Genomic DNA, 16,175 nt, shown 5'->3' with positions numbered 1-16,175 from the left:
GCGTTGAGCGGACGCGGAGGCCAGCTTTCCGGTGTTGTCCTCGGTGTCGATCTGGTCCATCGGCACCTGTGACGTCTCCGGGATGCGGATGATCGGGAGGATCGCGATCAACGCGGCGGCCATCAGGTAGTACGCCGGCCAGTCCTCGTTGCCGGTGCTCTTGATCAACGCCGTCACGATGACACCGCAGGTGCCGCCGAACAGCGACGTCGAGATGTTGTAGCCGATCGCGAACGAGCCGTAGCGCACCCGGGTCGGGAACATCGCCGGGAACGTCGAGCCGATCACCGCGAGCATGAAGACCAGCAGGATCGCCACGATCAGGAACCCGACGAACAGCCACAGGATGCTGCCGGACTGCATCAGCTTGAGGCAGGGCCAGCTGAGCACCAGGAACCCGATGGCCGCGGTGAGCAGCAGCGGTTTCCGGCCGATCCGGTCCGACAGTGCGCCGAGCGGGATGATGATCGCCATCTGGATGACCTCGACCGCGATGATGATCAGCGTCGCCGTGTTGTCGTTGATCTTCAACGTGTCCGTGAAGTACGTCGGCATCGTGGTCAGCAGCAGGTAGTCCGCGACGTTCAGCAGCAGCACGATGCCGATCAGGTTGAGGATCATCCGCCAGTTGCGGACGAAGATCTCCTTCAGCGGCGCCTTCGTCGGCGCCTCGCCCGCGGCCTCCATCCGGCGGAACTCGGGGGTGTCCTCGAGCTTGTTCCGCAGGTAGAGCCCGATCAGGCCGAGCGGCAGCGCGACGAAGAACGGGATCCGCCAGCCCCAGGCATTGACCTGGTCGGACGACAGGGACAGCGTCACCGACAGCACGACCAGGTTGCCGAGCACGTAGCCGGCGAGCGTGCCGAGCTCGAGGAAGCTGCCGAAGAAGCCACGGCGCTTCGTCGGGGAGTACTCGGCGATGAAGGTCGCCGCGCCGCCGTACTCGCCGCCGGTGGAGAAGCCCTGGATGATCCGCAGCAGCAGGATCGCGATCGGCGCGGCGATGCCCATGCTGTAGCTGCCGGCGTACGTCGGCAGGACGCCGACCAGGAACGTGCAGCCGGACATCAGCAGGATCGTGATGGCGAGAACCCGTTTGCGGCCGAGCTTGTCGCCGAGCGGGCCGAAGAACGCCCCGCCGAACGGCCGCACGATGAACCCGACCGCGAGCAGCGCCAGCGACTTCAGCACGGCGTTCCCCTCACCGGGGAAGAACTGCGTACCGATGCTCACCGCGATCGCGCCCGAGGTGAAGACGCCGTAGTCGTACCACTCGGTGGCGTTGCCCATCGCCGACGCCCACACGGCGCGCTTGACGGTTCTCTCGTCCACTGACGGTTTGCCCGTCGTTGCTGCTGGTTCGCTCATGCCGGCGACGACTCCTCCCGTGCAGTGCCCACTGGGCCGTTCGAGCTCATCGGCCCAGTCTCGACCGGGTCCCCGGCGTCGGCAGCCTGAGCCGGAGAATGTCTACGGTGGGGAACTTTCCGGCTACTGAGAGATGTGGGTGCCGTGCCGACGTCCCGGGTCGCGCGCGGCGGCCGGCTACCCGCCGGTTAACGTCAGCGCATGAGTCGTGTTTCTCAACCCTGGCCGCCGGTGGCGGTGGAGCCCGCCGTCCCGCACCCCAAGGCGCCGGAGCCGGGCACCGAACTCGGTGTGCACTTCGCGGAGTGCTTCGGGTGCGGCGACGAGGCCGACGCCGGGCTGCACCTGCGCTCGACCGTCGGCGAGGGCCAGGTCGTGCACTCGCGGTTCACCGTCACCGCCGCCCACCAGGGCGCGCCCGGGCTTGCCCACGGCGGCCTGCTGGCCTGCGCGTTCGACGAGGCGCTCGGCTCGACGGTCGGCAACCTGATGCGCCGCCCGGCGGTGACCGGCAAGCTCGAGACGGACTTCCGGCGGCCCGTCCCGGTCGGGTCGACGCTGTTCATCGAGGCGCGGCTGGACGGCATCGCGGGCCGCAAGATCTACGTCAGCGCGGACGGCCGCCTCGACGCCGAGGACGGCCCGATCGCGGTCAGCGCGCGGGCGCTGTTCGTCGTCGTCGGCTTCGAGCACTTCAACACCCACGGTGACCCGCAGGCGCTGGAGAAGCTGGCCGCGCAGCACGAGAAGAACCAGCGTGCGCGCAGCGAACGCGACTGGGAGATCAACCCCTGATCAGGTGAGCGTCCGGGGCCGGATCGCGTTCGCCCGGTCCACCAGCTCGATGCGCTGCTCGAGCGTGCCCGCCAGCCGGGCCAGCGCCCGGTAGCACCGCTCGAGGCCGAACCGCAGCTCGCGTTCCTCGAGCCGGCACCCCAGGACCCGTGCACCCGGTGTCGGTTTGCCCTGCTTGAGCCATTCGTGCGCGGCTTCGAGCACGCCGGCGGACAGGCGCGTCTGGCGTTCGACGTCCAGCCGGAGCCGCTCGAGCCGCGCGGACGCGTCGAGCAGGTCGTGCTCGGTGACCGGGGTCTCGCGGCCCTTGGCCTTGGTCGCCGTCGTCTTGATCTTGATCGCCGCGACCTGCGCGTCGACGTAGTGGGTCGAGGACGGCGGCACGGTCTCCAGCACCTCGACCGCGCTCGCCCGCGCGCCCTGCGCCAGGTACACGCGGGCGAGGCCGAAGGCGGCGCTGACGTAGGTGCGGTCGGTGCGCCAGACCAGCTCGTAGAACCGCGCGGCCGCGAAGTAGTCGCCGACGCCTTCGGCGCTGATGCCCAGCGCGAGCTTCGGGGCGACTTCACCCGGCAGGTCGTCGTACACCGCTTCGAACGCGACGTGCGCAACCCGCGAACGGCCACCCGCGAGTTCGATCAGGCCGCGGTACCAGTCGATCCGCCAGTCGTGCGGGAAGCCGTTCTTGATGGCCAGGTACTGCGCCGCCTGCAGCTGCCGCTGCGCCTCCGCGAACTCGCCCAGCTCGACCCGGGCGCGCACGATCCGCAGCCGCACCTCGATCGACTCCCGCGGCGCGCCGGCCAGCGCTTCGATCGCGGCCCGCGGGTCGAGCGCGGTCGTGGTGGCGAGCACGCCCGCTGCCGGGTCGTCCGTGTCCACCTGCGGGATCGGCAGCCCGGCGACGACCTCGGCCGCACCGGGCAGCGGCACGCTGGCGCCGGCTTCGGGCACCACCAGCTGCACGCCGAACGTGCGGCTCTCCGGGCCGAACACCGTGGACACGCCGGGCCGCGGCTTGCCGGTGCCGAGCGCCATGATCTCGCGCAGCACCCCGGTGAGCTGATCGGCCATCTCCTCGGCGGAGAGGAACCGCCGGTCCGGGTCCGTGTGCGTCGCCCGCCGCAGGAACCGGTAGTACGAACCGAACAGCGTGAACAGCGGGACGACGTCCGGGCCGGGCAGGGTCGTCTTGTACTTGGTGGTGTAGCCGGTGAACTCGAAGCTCAGCACGGCGAGCGTGCGCCCGACGGTGAACAGGTCCGAGGCCACCGACGCGCCCTGCGTCGGCAGTTCCGGCGCGCTGTAGCCGGTGGTGAAGAACAGCGGGCTCTCGTAGTCGTCGGTGCGGCGGACCGCGCCGAGGTCGATCAGCTTCAGCTGCTCGTTGGTCTGGATGACGTTGTCGGGCTTGAGGTCGCAGTAGAGCAGGCCCTGGCTGTGCAGGTAGCCCAGCGCGGGCAGGATCTCCAGCCCGTACGCGATGACCTGGCCGATCGGCAGCGGCTCCGGACGGCGGCTTTCCCGGTGGTGCGCCAGCGCGAGCTGCCGCAGCGACTGGCCACCGACGTACTCCATGACGATGTAGCCGGTGGTCGTGCCGCTGTGGGCGTCCGGGTGCTGCACGAAGTTGTGGATCTTGACGATGTTGGGGTGTTCGACCTCGGCGAGGAACCGCTGCTCGTTGGCCGCGGCCGCCATCGCCGTCGCGTCACCGGTGTCGATCAGTCCTTTGAGGACTACCCAGCGGTCGCTGACGTTGTGGTCCTGCGCCAGGTAGATCCAGCCCAGGCCGCCGTAGGCGATCGCGCCGAGGACCTCGTACTGGCCGCCGACGAGCTCGTTCGGCTGCAGCTTCGGGACGAACGAGAACGGCGCGCCGCAGTTCTCGCACTTGCCTTCCGGCGAACCGGGTTGCCCGTCCTTGCCGCGGCCGACCTTCGCGTTGCAGCTGCCGCAGAACCGCTTTTCCTCCGACACCACCGGGTTCGTCAGCACCGCCGACGCGGGATCGCGCGCGGGCACCGGCGGGACCTCGACCAACCCCGCCCCGAGCCGGCCGCGGCGCGACCGGGACGTCCGCGACGACGTCCGCCGCGAAGTGCCGGGGAACGAACCGGATACCGAGCCGGATCCGCTGCCGGTCCCCGTCCCGGTGCCGGTTCCCGTGTGCCGTCCTTCGCTGGTGCGCTCGGGCAGCACGCTTTCGGTGCCGGGGTCCGGCAACGGCGTCCCCGGTCCGGTTTCCGGCCGCGGCACCGGCGGCATGATGCTCTGCGTCTCCGGCGCCGGCGCGGCGAGCACGCTCGTCGGCTGCGGCGCCTCCGGGTCCGGGCGGACGGCCTGCGTCGGCTCGACCGGCGGCGTGACGGGGTTCATGCTGCCCGGCGGGCGCGTCGGGTCTTCCGCGCCGGGGATCGGCCCGCGCGCGGGGGCCGGCTGGCCGCGCGGCGGCGTCGGCGGACGGCGCACGGGCGCGTGGAAGACGGTCTCTTCGCCGCCGGACGACTCGCCGTCGTCGAGGCGGCCGGAGATCGACGGCTCCGGCGTCTCCCACCGCACCGGTGGCGGCGGCTGCCAGCTCGGCTGCGCCACCTGCTGCTGGTCGTCCGGCGCGGCGTGCCGAGGACGGCGCGGCTCCTCCGACACTGCTACCTCCCGGATCCCCTGCGACGTGCGGAGATCGATTCTAGTCGCGCTGCGTCCACTGGTACTGCGACGTTCACTGGTACTGCGCCGCCGGCGGCGAAGCCGGTCCGAGGCGGGCTTCCACCCAGCGGCGGTAGCTGTCCTGCCACACGCCGTTGCCGCGGATCTGGTCGAGCACCGCGTTGACGTAACGGACCAGGTCCGGGCGGTCCTTCGGCACGCCGATGCCGTAGTTCTCCTGCGTCAGCGGCTCGCCGCGGACCTCGAGCGTCGAGTCCTGCGCGGCCATCCCGGCGAGGATCGTGTCGTCGGTCGACACCGCGTCGACCTGGCCCTGCTGGAGCATCACCAGGCAGTCCGACCAGTTGTCCACCGAGACCGGCACCGGCTTGGCCGCGTCCGTCGCGATCTTCGCCAGCGACGTCGACTTCTTGGTCGCGCACACCCGCTTGCCGCTCAGGTCCGACAGCTTCTGCGCCTTCGACTCCTTGGTGACCAGGATCTTCTGGCCGGCGACGTAGTACACGGAGGAGAACTCGACGTCCTTCTTGCGCGCGCAGGTGATGCTGTAGGTCCGGACCACGATGTCGACCTGGTGCTTCTTCAGGACTTCTTCGCGCTGCGACGACGGGATCGCGCGGAACTGGACGTGGCCGTCGGCCGAGCCGAAGATCGCCTTGGCGACCGCGTTGACCATGTCGATGTCGAAGCCCTCGAGGTTGCCCGAGGTGGGGTTGCGGAACCCGAACAGGTAGGTGGTCTGGTCGACCCCGGCGATCAGCTTGCCGCGCTTCTTGATGTCGGACATCGTCGAGCTGTCGGGGACGGTCGTGCTGCTGCTGGCCGGCACCAGGCTGGCCAGCGGGTTGCAGCTGGTGTCGGAGCCGCCGCCGGCCGTCGCGTCCGGGCCGCCGACGTGCGCGGGCTGGGGCCAGGCCGCGTTGCTGACCGGCGCCGGGTCGACCGGCTTCCCGGGGCTGCCGCAGGACGCCGCCAGCAGCGCGACGACCGCCAGCGCGCCCGCCCGGACCGTGTTCCGCCGCCTGCTCACCGGTACTCCCTCAGTCGCTCCCGGATCCCCATGGTGACACCCCCCGCGGCGACGATCGCCAGCACGGCCAAGCCGGGTGCGAGGAGCGTCAGCGCGCGGTCGCCGTTGTGCGTGTCGTCGAGGAATTCCTGCCTGCCGACGTCGATCGCCGCCTGGAGGCTGTCGTCGAGCCGCCGGAACGCCGGCGCCGAGCCGCCTTTCGCGTCTTCCTGCACCGCGGAGTCGACGGCTTCCTGGTACGCCCCGGCGTCGTCCTGGTCGCGCACTTGCCGGTGGGCCTTCAGCCAGTCGCCCGCGGCCTTCGACGCGTCGTCGACCTTCGTGGCGCCGTCGCCGTCCTTGATCAGGCCGCGGGCTTCGCCGAGGAGACCGCCCTGGCCGTCTTGGCCGAGCAGCTGGACCGCCTTGGCGGCGAAGTCCTTCTCGTACGCGCCGCCGTCGCCACGGGCGACCAGCGTCAGCGTTTCGTCGGCGCGGGCCTGCAGCGCGGCGATCCGCGCGCGGACGAGCACGTCCACGCGGTGCGAACCGTCGTCCTGGCCGCTGCCGACCAGGCTGCCCTGGACGATCAGCGCGACCGCGCCCCACAGCAGCGACACCACGACGGCGGCCGTCGCGACGACGAGCCCGACGTTGAGCAGCCGGTTGGTGCGCCGGGTCAGGTAGACCTGGGTGACGATCAGCGCGGCCAGCAGCGCCAGCACGAGGATCGTGGCGAGCCACGGGAACCCGGTGGCGCTGTCCTGCTCTTCGATGAGCCGCTCGGTGTCGACCCGGTAGAGGTCCTGAGCGGCGGGCAGGATCTTCGCCCGCATCAGCTCGGACGCCTCGCGCAGGTAGGACGCGCCGACCGGGTAGCCGAGGCGGTTGTTCGCCCGCGCCGTCTCGACGAGCCCGGTGTAGACGGGAAGCTGCTGGTTCAGCATGTCGACCGGAGTGGCCGCGTCGGCGACGTCCGCGGCGTCGGAAGCGGCCTTGGCGAGCGCGGCGCCGGCTTCGGCGATGTCCCGCTCGTAGCGCTGGCGGAGCTCGGGTGGCTCGGTGCCGATGGAGAGGAACGCGCTCGCGGCGGTCGCGTCCGCGTCCGAAAGCGAGCGGTAGACCTGTTGCGACGCGGCGGCGAGCGGCTCGCGGTGGTCGATGACGCCGGAGATCGTGTCGTCGCGGTCCTGCACCGACAGCGTCGCGACGAGCCCGGCGACGAGCGCCAGCAGCACCAGCCCGACGGCGATCACGGTGAGCCGGCCGGGGGTCGTCGCGGCCGACCGGACGATCGCGCGGACCCCCTGGCCCGGCAGGTCGAGCAGCCCCAGCAGGCCGCTGCGGCCCCCGGTGCGGTCGCGGCCGTCCGGTGGCGACGGTGGGGGTCCGGGCGCGGGCGCCGCAGGCCCCGGGGCCGTCGCAGTGCTGGTCATCCCCGAATTCCTCCCCCTGCCATCCGGGGCCTCGCCCCAGGCCGGGGGCGTGGCCACCCGGAGCCCCCGAAAAAGATCGCTGTGAGCCGTACCCGCAGAAGGTAGCCGAGTCGCCGCGCGCGCAGCCACCGGCACCGCCCGCCGTCATCAGCACGTGATCTGGGCTGATGTGTTCTGACGCACACCGGTGATCAGGTCCGGACTCCCGCCAGTGGCGCTCGCGCATGCCCGGCCTTCACCTGTCCGGGTGAACACCTTCGAGGTGCTGCCGACGTCGAGCCAGACGACGCCGGCCACGGCGACGACCGCGGTGCACCGTCCACATCGGACCGTCCGGTCAGCGGGGTCAGCCGCGAATGGCCGGGGCGAGTGAGTGCGGGAGCACGGCTTCGGGGTCCGGCGGCCGCCGGACCACCACCTCGACGTCGTCGGCGAAGCGGTACGGCTTCGCGCCGAGGATGCCGCCGAAGTGCCGTCGCAGCCGGGACATCTCGGCGCGGACGGTCACCGTCCGGCCGGCGTCGCCGAACAGGTCGGCCGACAGTTCGGACGCCGACCGACCGTCGCGCCGGCTGGCCAGCACGTACAGCACCTCGGCGTGGCGCGGGCTGAGCCGGTGGGTCCAGGTCCCGGCGGCACTGGCCACGGTGAGCTCGGGCTCGCGCGGCGACCGGACGTCGAGCACGACGCGGGTGGGCGGGGCGGCGTCGTCCTCGGTCAGCCGGAGCAGCCAGCCGCCGGGCACCGGCTCGACCGAGCAGCCGCCGTACGCGGGCAGCCAGGCCCGCCCGGGCCCGAGGCCGGTGGGCAGCGCGACCCGGTCGACCGGTGCGAGCCCGGCGGCCGCGGCGACCCAGCCGTGTCCGTCGGCCACCATCGCCCGGCCGCCGACCTTCGCGAGGACCGGGACGGCGAAGCCGCGAAGCCGTTCGAGCTCGGTGAGGTGGGTGGTGCGCAGCTGGGCCTCCGCGAGCCGCGTCACGGCGTCGACCAGCGCCAGTGTCGTCGCGTGGACGGTCGAGGCGGGTCCGGAGAGGTCGACGACGCCGAGCAGCCTGCCGTCGCGCGGGTCGTGCAGCGGTGCGGCCGCACACGTCCAGGAGTGCTGGGCGCGGACGTAGTGCTCGGCGGAGTACACCTGGATCGGGCTGCGCGCGACGAGCGCGGTGCCGATCGCGTTGGTGCCGACGGACTCTTCCTGCCAATCGACGCCTTCGATGAAGCCGAGCCCGTCGGCGCGGCGGCGGACGGCGGCGCTGCCGTCACGCCAGAGGACGGCGCCGCCCGCGTCGGCGATCACCATGATGTGCGCGGCCTGCTCGGCGAGGCTGATCAGGCCACCGCGCAGGATCGGCAGTGCCTCGGCCAGCCCGCTCGCGCGGCGGCGCGCTTCCAGCTGTTCGAAAGTCAGCACGGGCGCGGCGGCGCGGCTGTCCGGGTCCAGGCCGAGGCGGCGCATCCGCTGCCAGGACGCGCCGATGACCGGCCGCAGCCGGCTGGGCAGGGCCCGGCCGTTGAGGGCCGCTTCGTGCACTTGCGCGAGGACACGCGCGTGCCGCCGGGGATCCGCCCCGGCCGGCAACGCCGCCTCGAGGTCTCGCTGCCCCAACCGCCGCTCCTTGCGCTGTGCCTCCTCGGAGTCTGCCTTTTCTGCCGGGTGATCGGTAGGTGGCGCACGTCGCGGTCGGGCCGGGTTTGCCCCGCTTCAGTACGAGACGTAGACGTCGGTCTCCAGGTCGTCCAGGTCGTCCCGGGCGAATTTCGGCGCGGTGGCCGAGTCCTCGACGAGCTGGGCGACTTCGGCGTCGATGGCGTCCAGGACCTGTTCGCGCAGCTCACCGCTGTCGGTGACGCGCGTGCGGAACCGTTCGAGACAGTCGGCGGGGAGCCGCGGGAAGCCGGCCTCGAGCAGCGTCGGACCGCCGCCGTCGCGGGCACGGCCGACCGCTTCGCCGGCCGCTTCGTGCACGGCGAAGAAGTCGGATCCGTCGATGACGACCCCTGGCACGCCGAGCCCGGCCACCCGATCGGCGTAACCGGGGTTCTCCGTGACGAAGATGGCGGGGAGGTGCCAGGCCGACGCGAGGGTCAGCGCCTCCAGCGTCGTTCCCGGGCCGTCCCCGAGGAAGGCCACGCCGACGCCGCCGGTGTCCTGCTGTTTCGCGGCGATCGCGGCGCCGCAGATCAGCAGCGGGACGCCGCCGAGCGTGTCCGTCGCGACCAGCCGGTGCTGCCGGATCTCGCCCAGGACGGCCCGGACGTCGACGCCCTTGGCAATGCGGTGCCCGTGACGGCGGTGGGTGCCGGCGATGGCGTCACGGCCGTCGAGGTGGAGGCAGATCCCCGCGGCCAAGGCCTCCTCGCCGGCGTACCGGGTGCCGCACGCCGGTTCGCCGGTCGCGCGCACCCGCTCTTCGACGGCCCGGATGGTCCGCATCACGCGATACGCACCCCGGAGGGCGTCCGTCATCGTCGGCGCTCCTTCCCCAGTTCGGTTTCCGCGCGCAACAGCCCTTTCCGCGCCGCCTCCGCCATCGCCGCCCGGACGTCGACGACCCACGGCCCGTCCGGCTTGAGCTCGACGAACGCGCTCTCACCGGTCTTCAGCTCGAGTTCGCGCTCACCGTCGAGCGCGATGACTCCGCCCGCCGCAGCAAGTTCGACGCGCACGCCGGGTCGCAGCAGCCCCCAGCCGCGCACGCCGACCGGCCGCACGAGCCCGGGCGCGATCGGCGCGTGCACGACGTACGGCGTCTCCCCGACCGGCCCGAGCTGCAGCGCGACGCCGTCCGGGCTCGACCGCGGGCTCGGGCAGAGCTGGCCAGGAACGCTCGAGAGGCCGATGCCGTCCGGCTCGGCGAAGGTGCAGTACAGCTCGGTGAGCGAAGACGGGTCCCACAGCGCCCGCGCCCCGATGTGCCTGCTCAGCGACACGCAGACGTCGACGAGCGCGATCTCCCTGCGTGCTTTCGTGACGACTTCGAGCACGCTGACGCGGTGGGTGACGAGGTCGGGATCGATCTGCCCGGTGGCGATCAGCCCGGCGGCCAGACCGGCGACGGTCGCTTCTCGCATCTGCGGGAAGGCGTTGTTGGTCCCGGTGGAGAGGGCGATGAGGGGAACGTCCTCGCAGGCCGCGGCAGCGACCCGGGCGGTCCCGTCCCCGCCGAGGACGACGATGACGCCGGCGCCGGCCTCGACCATGCGGCGCACCGCGTTCGTCGTGTCGGCGGCGGTGCCGGTGAGGGGGTCGTCCTCGCAGAAGTCGACCTTCGGCCAGGAGCCACCCCGGCCGAGCGCGCGCAGGACCGCGGCGGAAATCCCGCCCAGGTCGGTCGAGACGAGGGCCCGGTCGAGCCCGGTGACGGCGAACGCCGCCAGCAGCCGCTGGACCATGTTCGCCTTCTCCGCGGTGGGGAACACCGACGCCTGCGCGACCAGCCGGCGGATGTCCCGCCCCGAAGCGGGGTTCGCGACGATCCCCGCCACCGTTTCGCCCACCTGACCTCCCGTTCTTTCACCCGAGAACAGGAGACTCCGCGAACGGGCGGAACGGAAGGGTTGCAGAGCGTTGCAGTATCGGTGTGGATGCGCAACGGAAGCGACGCAGATCACATCGCGCGTCTCACCCAGTGATCTCCAGTGGACTGTCCACCCTGGAGCGGCGGGCGGGGAAGAACCAACCGGGACGAGGGCCCGGCGGGCAGTGGACTACGGAATCAGGTCGGCGACGCCCTCGTAGGTGAAGCCGGCTTCTTCGACCGCAGCCCGGACGTCGTCCTCCGCCAGCGCGGCTTCGGCACGCACGACAACGCGGCCGGCCGCGACGTCGACGTCCACTTCGGCCACTCCGGGCAGCACAGTGATTTCTTCGGTCACCGACTGGGCGCAGTGCCCGCAGCTCATCCCGGAAACGGTGTAACCATGCTCGATCATGGTGCGCAGCGTACGAAAAGGGCCGCCACCCTGAACGGGTGACGGCCCTTTCCCAAGATCAAAGTCAGATCACGGTGACCGACGTGGCCTGCGGACCCTTCTGGCCCTGGCCGATCTCGAACTCGACGCGAGCGTTCTCTTCCAGGCTCTTGAAGCCGTTACCCTGGATCTCGCTGTAGTGAACGAAGACGTCGCCGCCACCGTTGTCGGGGGTGATGAAGCCGAACCCCTTCTCGGAGTTGAACCACTTCACAGTGCCCTGAGTCATAAAAAAATCTCCATGTGTAACACCAAAAAACAGGAAGCCACTTCGGCGACCCGGGTCATCACCCGGACGGTTTGCTTCCTCGGTGAGGAGACACTACGCCCGCTGAGTTCTGCGAGCGTGAGGCAACACGAACACAAAAATCGAGACCGTAAGTAGTAAAGCACACCTCGAGCAGGGCGGACAAGCCATCTTCACCCGGCAGGGGTGAGCTACTCGCCACTCGCCGGGCGCAGCCCCTCGGTGGTGAACGGCGAACGCCACGCCGTGTCGTGCTCACCGGCGACCACGGCGTCGTCGTGCGCCTCGGCGCTGGCGCTGAACAGCACCGGTACGACACCGGAGGACTTCCGCGCTGCTTCGGATGCGTGCTGGTGATCGGCCACGTCGAAACTCCCCTCGTTCCCTGCCCGCTCAGGCGCGGGTCATGACCGTGATGGTGCCATGGGGCACCGACAGAAACCGGTTGTCTCCCGCCGGGACCCGGCCGGGAAGGTTCAGCGGCGAACCACCACCGGAACACCGCCAGGTTACCCGAGCCAACGCCCTGCTACCACACGACATTCCCAGCTTTTCCAGAACGAAACCGTTACTGGGCGGGAGGTTGCGGACGCGCCTGCCCGAGCAGGGCCGAGATCCGCACGTCGGGGGTCACGACGTCGGGATCCGTACGCACGTCGATGACGCACGGCCGCTGCCGCACCAGCGCGCTGGCGATGATGGGCTCGAGCTCTTCCCGATCGTCCACGGTGTACCCGGCCGCGCCGAGCCCACGCGCCCACGAAGCGAAGTCGGTCAACGGGATGGAGACCCCGGTGAGCCGGCCGTAGGTGCGGGCCTGGTGCATCGCGAGCGCGCCGTGGACGCCGTTCTGGAAGACGACCACCATCACCGGCGCCCGGTACCGGACGGCCGTTTCGATCTCCTGGCCGGTCATCAGCGTCCCGGCGTCCCCGACCATGGCCACGACGGTCCGCCGCGGCTCGGCCAGCTTCGCCGCCACGGCGGCCGGCACGGCGTAGCCCATGGCGGCGTTGCTCGGGCCGAGCTGGCTGCGCGGCGCCGTGAAGCACCAGTAGCGGTGCATGAACTGCGCGAAGTTGCCCGCGTCGCTGGTCACGATGGTGTCCTCGGGCGCCAGCTTCCGCAGCGCCCGGACGACGTCGACCGGGTGCACCCGGGTGTTCCCGCTGGTGTCGGGCGGGGTCATGAAGGTGTGGACGGCCGCGTTCGCCGCCGAAGCCCGCCGCGTCCGTGGCGACGCCACCTCCCGCAGCTCCCGCAGGAACGGCTCGACCTCGGAGTCGACGCGGAACGTCAGCCCCCGCCGCTTCGGGCTGACGTCGATGCCGGTGCCGACCATGACCAGCGTCTGCTGAGCGGTCGGGTAGCGGTAGGCCTGCGTCGTCACCTCGTCGAGCTGGGTGCCGAGGGCGAGCACCAGGTCCGCGCGCTCGAGCGCGTCCAGCTGCCGGGCCGGGATGCCCAACCCCAGGTGACCGGCGTACCGGGCGTGGTTCTCCGGGAAGGCGTCCTGCCGCCGGAAGGCGTTGTAGACGGGCAGCGCGAGCTCGTCGGCGACGGCGATCAGCTCGTCCCGCGCCGACCGTGCCCGCCCGCCGACGATGACCACCGGGTACTTGGCCTCGTCCACCAGCTGCGCCACGGCGTCAGCCGAACGGCCCAGCGTCCCGGACGCCGGCGGCCGCACCCGCGCCATCGGCTTGGCCGCGTCGTAGGGCATGCCCCAGACGTCGCAGGGCACGCCGAGCACGACCGGCCCCGGCCGTCCTTCCTGCGACGTCGTCAGCGCGTGCGCGAGCAACGCCGGCAGCCCGTCCGGGTCGGTCACCCGCAGTGTCGACTTGGCGATCGACTCGAACATGGCCGTGAGGTCCGACGTCGGCAGCTCCCCCGACGACGACGGCACCGGCTCGGCCGCCGGCGTCTCCAGCAGCACTACCATCGGCGTCTCGTCCTGGTAGGCCGTTTGGACGCCGATGGCCAGGCTCGCCGCACTCGGCCCCCGGCTGGCGAGCAGCACGGCGGGACGTTCGGTGAGCTTCCCCTCGGCCTCCGCCATGAACGCCGCCCCCGCGTCGTGGCGCGCCGAGACCAGCGTGATCTCCCGCTCCCGTTGCAGGGCGTCGAGCAGTTCCAGGAAGGACTCACCGACCACCGCGTACACGCGGCGGACACGCGCCTCGGTCAGGATCCGCACGGCCGTCTGGGCGACGGTCGCTCCCAGTTGGTATCTAATGAGGAGAGCTTAGGCGGGCACCGTTCAGTGCAGTCAAGTGATCTTCACCGAAACCGGACAAGGATAGGCCGAATGTCCGCTTTGACCGACTGGTAGCCGATCAAGGGAGCGAGGACCGGAGACTTGGCCGAGACCGAACATGAAACTGTTTTTACTTATGGCGCACCGGCGTTGAAGTACGGCACCGGCGCCAGCGACGAGATCGGCTACGACCTGACCCAGTACGGCGCGCACCGCGTGCTCGTCGTGACGGATCCGCAGGTGGCCGCGACAGGCTGGCCCCGCCGCGTAGCCGACGGCATCGCGGGCTACGGCATCGAGACCGAGATCTTCGACGGCGTACACGTCGAACCCACCGATGTCAGCATGCAGAAGGCGGTTGACTTCGCCCGCGGAACCGGTCCGTACGACGCCTTCGTGGCCGTCGGCGGCGGCTCCGCCATCGACACCGCCAAGGCGGCGAACCTCCTGACGAGCAACGACGGCGACCTGATGGACTACGTCAACGCGCCCGTCGGTGGCGGCCGCGCACCGGCCCGCCCGCTGAAGCCGCTGGTCGCGGTGCCCACCACCACCGGCACGGGCTCCGAGAGCACCACGGTCTGCGTCCTGGACGTGTTGTCGCTGCGCGTCAAGAGCGGGATCAGCCACCTGCGGCTGCGCCCGACCCTGGCCGTGGTCGACCCGCGGCTCACCGTCAGCCAGCCGCCCGGGGTGACGGCCGCCAGCGGCATGGACATCCTGTGCCACGCCGCGGAGAGCTACACCGCCAAGCCGTACACCGAGTTCGAGCGCAAGCGCCCGGAGCAGCGCGTCCCGTACTGCGGCTCGAACCCGCTGGCCGACATGTTCGCCGAGCAGTCGCTGAGGCTGCTGTCGTGGGCCCTCCCGGCTGCGGTGCGCGACGGTTCCGACCTCAAGGCCCGCGAGGCCATGGCCCTGGCCGCGACGTTCGCCGGCCTCGGCTTCGGCAACGCCGGCGTGCACATCCCGCACGCGAACGCCTACCCGATCGCCGGCCAGGTCAGGGATTTCCACCCGGACGGCTACCCGGGCGACGAACCCATGGTGCCGCACGGCATGGCCGTCTCGCTGACCGCGCCCGCGGCGTTCCGCTTCACCTTCGACGCGGCACCGGATCGCCACCTGCGCGTGGCCCGCCTGCTGGCCCCCGACTTCGAGTGGCCCGGCGACTTCGCCGACCACCTGCCCGCGGTGCTGATCGGCCTGATGCGGCAGATCGGCATCCCGGACGGCATCGGTGCCATCGGCTACACGGAGTCCGATGTGGACTCCCTCGTCGAGGGAACCCTCAAGCAGCAGCGCTTGCTGGCCACGGCACCCCGCGAAGCGTCCGCGGACGATCTGTCGGGCATCCTGCGCGAGTCGGTGTCCCTGTGGTGAGTGGGTACCCGCACTGGCAGACGATCCCGTTGCGCTGGAAGGACAACGACGTCTACGGGCACGTCAACAACGTCGTCCACTACTCGCTGATGGACACCGTGATCAACACGTGGCTCATCGAGCAGGGCGGCCTCGACATCGAAGCCGGGGCGGTGATCGGGCTGTGCGTCGAGTCGCACTGCGGGTATCAGTCATCGGTGTCCTTTCCTGGTTCGTTGAGGGTCGGGTTGCGGGTGGCGCACCTCGGGAAGTCCAGCGTCCGCTACGAGATCGGGATGTACGCAGCCGACGAGTCCCTGGTCGCGGAAGGGCACTTCGTGCACGTCTTCGTGGACCGCGAATCCCGCCGGCCGACACCGGTCTCCGGCAAGCTGCGCGAGGCGCTGGAGGCACTGCAGCCCGGATGACGTGCACCGCCGCCGTGTCACCTCCTTTCCGACGGTGCCGATTCCAAGCCGTGTTCTTCCTGCGCTTCCGATCATGCACCACCGCGCCGACAGAACCGGCCGATCGGCCCGAGTTGTCCACAGGCGGCCCGAACATCGGCAAGTTGTCCACAGATTGACCGCGAGGGGTTCCGCACCTCCTCGACGGCGATAAGCTGGGAAGCACATGAGAATGGTCCACAGTGGACGAGCTGTTTCCTCACCGGATCGGCTGGTAACACGGATGGCGGCCTAGGCGTCGATCCGGTTGCGGCGGCAGAAAGGTGAGCCGACGGCTCGTGAGTGGTCCCGGGCCCGTCGCCGGCAGGCGTCCCGCCGACGGTCGCGGCACCCGAGCACGGAAGTGGACCAGACAGTGGTGGTCGCGGGGGGGGGGGCGGGCGTCGCCCCCGGCGCCGGCGCGCCCCCGGCCCCCGGGGGAGGTGGTGTTGGGGGGGTGGGGGGGGGCCGGCGCCCCGCCCCCCCCCCCCGCCGGCCCCCCCCCCCCGGGGGGGCCGCCCCTGGGGGTCGGGCCCGCCCTGCCCCGCGGCGGGCCGGGGCTCCCCGGCCCCCGCCCCCGACGCCGGGTACTGCGGGTCGTCCGGGT

At 71.3% G+C, this 16,175-nt stretch carries 14 protein-coding genes; 3 read left to right on the top strand and 11 right to left on the bottom strand.

Translation table 11 applies throughout. The features are described from left to right. The coding region (locus ACFVYA_RS45775; RefSeq protein WP_387054328.1) for an MFS transporter at positions 1-1,332 on the bottom strand (1,332 nt) is incomplete at its 3' end. A gap of 237 nt (positions 1,333-1,569) precedes the next feature. Between ACFVYA_RS45775 and ACFVYA_RS45770 the strand changes: the two genes are divergently transcribed. Beyond that, positions 1,570-2,163, top strand: a complete 594-nt coding sequence (locus ACFVYA_RS45770) for a PaaI family thioesterase (protein ID WP_285987818.1) — start codon at positions 1,570-1,572, stop codon at positions 2,161-2,163. On the opposite strand, the gene ACFVYA_RS45765 is transcribed toward ACFVYA_RS45770, so the two are convergent. The 10 genes from ACFVYA_RS45765 to ACFVYA_RS45720 all read right to left on the bottom strand — a co-directional run bounded on the left by ACFVYA_RS45765 (position 2,164) and on the right by ACFVYA_RS45720 (position 13,727). Continuing rightward, positions 2,164-4,812: a tetratricopeptide repeat protein gene (locus ACFVYA_RS45765; RefSeq protein ID WP_387054326.1), complete on the bottom strand. Its 2,649-nt coding sequence runs from the start codon at positions 4,810-4,812 to the stop codon at positions 2,164-2,166. It abuts the gene before it with no gap. A 73-nt stretch (positions 4,813-4,885) separates the two neighbouring features. Then, on the bottom strand, positions 4,886-5,863 hold the full coding sequence (locus tag ACFVYA_RS45760; protein WP_387054324.1) for a glutamate ABC transporter substrate-binding protein: 978 nt from the start codon (positions 5,861-5,863) through the stop codon (positions 4,886-4,888). Beyond that, positions 5,860-7,278 carry a hypothetical protein gene (locus ACFVYA_RS45755; RefSeq protein ID WP_387054322.1) on the bottom strand — a complete coding sequence of 473 codons (1,419 nt, stop codon included), beginning with the start codon at positions 7,276-7,278 and terminating at the stop codon, positions 5,860-5,862. The genes ACFVYA_RS45760 and ACFVYA_RS45755 overlap by 4 nt, the downstream gene beginning before the upstream one ends. 346 nt (positions 7,279-7,624) lie before the next feature. Further along, complete coding sequence (locus ACFVYA_RS45750; protein WP_285987814.1) at positions 7,625-8,887, bottom strand: GAF domain-containing protein; 1,263 nt, start codon at positions 8,885-8,887, stop codon at positions 7,625-7,627. 96 nt (positions 8,888-8,983) lie between these two features. Next, entirely contained in the window at positions 8,984-9,748 is a 765-nt protein-coding gene (locus ACFVYA_RS45745; protein WP_387054320.1) for a thiamine pyrophosphate-dependent enzyme, read from the bottom strand. Continuing rightward, positions 9,745-10,779: an ATP-NAD kinase family protein gene (locus ACFVYA_RS45740; RefSeq protein WP_285987812.1), complete on the bottom strand. Its 1,035-nt coding sequence runs from the start codon at positions 10,777-10,779 to the stop codon at positions 9,745-9,747. The genes ACFVYA_RS45745 and ACFVYA_RS45740 overlap by 4 nt, the downstream gene beginning before the upstream one ends. A gap of 210 nt (positions 10,780-10,989) precedes the next feature. Continuing rightward, positions 10,990-11,214, bottom strand: a complete 225-nt coding sequence (locus tag ACFVYA_RS45735; protein WP_387054318.1) for a heavy-metal-associated domain-containing protein — start codon at positions 11,212-11,214, stop codon at positions 10,990-10,992. Between the two features lie 64 nt (positions 11,215-11,278). Then, on the bottom strand, positions 11,279-11,482 hold the full coding sequence (locus ACFVYA_RS45730; RefSeq protein ID WP_013222289.1) for a cold-shock protein: 204 nt from the start codon (positions 11,480-11,482) through the stop codon (positions 11,279-11,281). A 209-nt stretch (positions 11,483-11,691) separates the two neighbouring features. Then, positions 11,692-11,865 (bottom strand): hypothetical protein, encoded by a 174-nt coding sequence (locus ACFVYA_RS45725; protein ID WP_387054316.1) that lies wholly within the window; start codon positions 11,863-11,865, stop codon positions 11,692-11,694. Between the two features lie 203 nt (positions 11,866-12,068). Further along, entirely contained in the window at positions 12,069-13,727 is a 1,659-nt protein-coding gene (locus tag ACFVYA_RS45720; protein WP_285994055.1) for a thiamine pyrophosphate-binding protein, read from the bottom strand. A gap of 135 nt (positions 13,728-13,862) precedes the next feature. Between ACFVYA_RS45720 and ACFVYA_RS45715 the strand changes: the two genes are divergently transcribed. Continuing rightward, a complete protein-coding gene (locus ACFVYA_RS45715; RefSeq protein ID WP_387054314.1) occupies positions 13,863-15,143 on the top strand; it encodes a hydroxyacid-oxoacid transhydrogenase in 1,281 nt (426 codons plus the stop codon). After that, positions 15,137-15,550: an acyl-CoA thioesterase gene (locus ACFVYA_RS45710; protein ID WP_387054311.1), complete on the top strand. Its 414-nt coding sequence runs from the start codon at positions 15,137-15,139 to the stop codon at positions 15,548-15,550. Before ACFVYA_RS45715 ends, ACFVYA_RS45710 begins: the two co-directional genes overlap by 7 nt. Positions 15,551-16,175 lie beyond the last annotated feature (625 nt).

Source organism: Amycolatopsis sp. NPDC058278 (genome assembly GCF_042881395.1).
GTDB lineage: Bacteria > Actinomycetota > Actinomycetes > Mycobacteriales > Pseudonocardiaceae > Amycolatopsis.
The sequence above is the reverse complement of the archived record's forward strand: the minus strand, read 5'-3'. Positions and strand labels throughout refer to the sequence as shown.

Excerpts from the sequence above, each read along its gene's own strand:
- ACFVYA_RS45770 (WP_285987818.1), top strand. The coding sequence starts at position 1,570 with ATGAGTCGTGTTTCTCAACCCTGGCCGCCGGTGGCGGTGGAGCCCGCC.
- ACFVYA_RS45755 (WP_387054322.1), bottom strand. The coding sequence starts at position 7,278 with ATGACCAGCACTGCGACGGCCCCGGGGCCTGCGGCGCCCGCGCCCGGA.
- ACFVYA_RS45745 (WP_387054320.1), bottom strand. The coding sequence starts at position 9,748 with ATGACGGACGCCCTCCGGGGTGCGTATCGCGTGATGCGGACCATCCGG.
- ACFVYA_RS45735 (WP_387054318.1), bottom strand. The coding sequence starts at position 11,214 with ATGATCGAGCATGGTTACACCGTTTCCGGGATGAGCTGCGGGCACTGC.
- ACFVYA_RS45730 (WP_013222289.1), bottom strand. The coding sequence starts at position 11,482 with ATGACTCAGGGCACTGTGAAGTGGTTCAACTCCGAGAAGGGGTTCGGC.